Raw genomic sequence first — 379 nt, 5'->3', positions numbered from 1 at the left:
CGCGATTTTTCTTCATGCTGACTAACTAATTACACCTTCTCCGGCTGTGGAGAAAGCTCCGACAGCATCCAGCGCTTCAGGCAACTCCCGCAACGATAAACCATTGCGGGAGATAACCTTGATTACTTCAGATCGGCCTGTACCTGACGCAGCGGTTTCGCCCACGGGTTTTTGGCCTGGACATCTGCTGGCAATGTAGATACCGCTTTTTTCGCCTCTTCTTTCGAAGCGTACACGCCAGAAACCAGGACATACCACGGCTGACCATTCTAGAGCGGCCGCCACCGCGGTGGAGCTCCAGCTTTTGTTCCCTTTAGTGAGGGTTAATTGCGCGCTTGGCGTAATCATGGTCATAGCTGTTTCCTGTGTGAAATTGTTA

General features: G+C 51.7%; 1 protein-coding gene. It reads right to left on the bottom strand.

What is annotated here, in order from left to right; translation table 11 throughout:
* Positions 1 to 122 precede the first annotated feature (122 nt).
* Positions 123 to 236 (bottom strand): hypothetical protein, encoded by a 114-nt coding sequence (locus AB6A66_RS17545; protein ID WP_371056911.1) that lies wholly within the window; start codon positions 234 to 236, stop codon positions 123 to 125.
* Between the last annotated feature and the right edge of the window lie 143 nt (positions 237 to 379).

The sequence above is a fragment of the Rhodosalinus sp. K401 genome (assembly GCF_041365735.1).
Taxonomy (GTDB): domain Bacteria; phylum Pseudomonadota; class Alphaproteobacteria; order Rhodobacterales; family Rhodobacteraceae; genus Rhodosalinus.
This window is presented reverse-complemented; position numbering and strand designations above follow the sequence as displayed.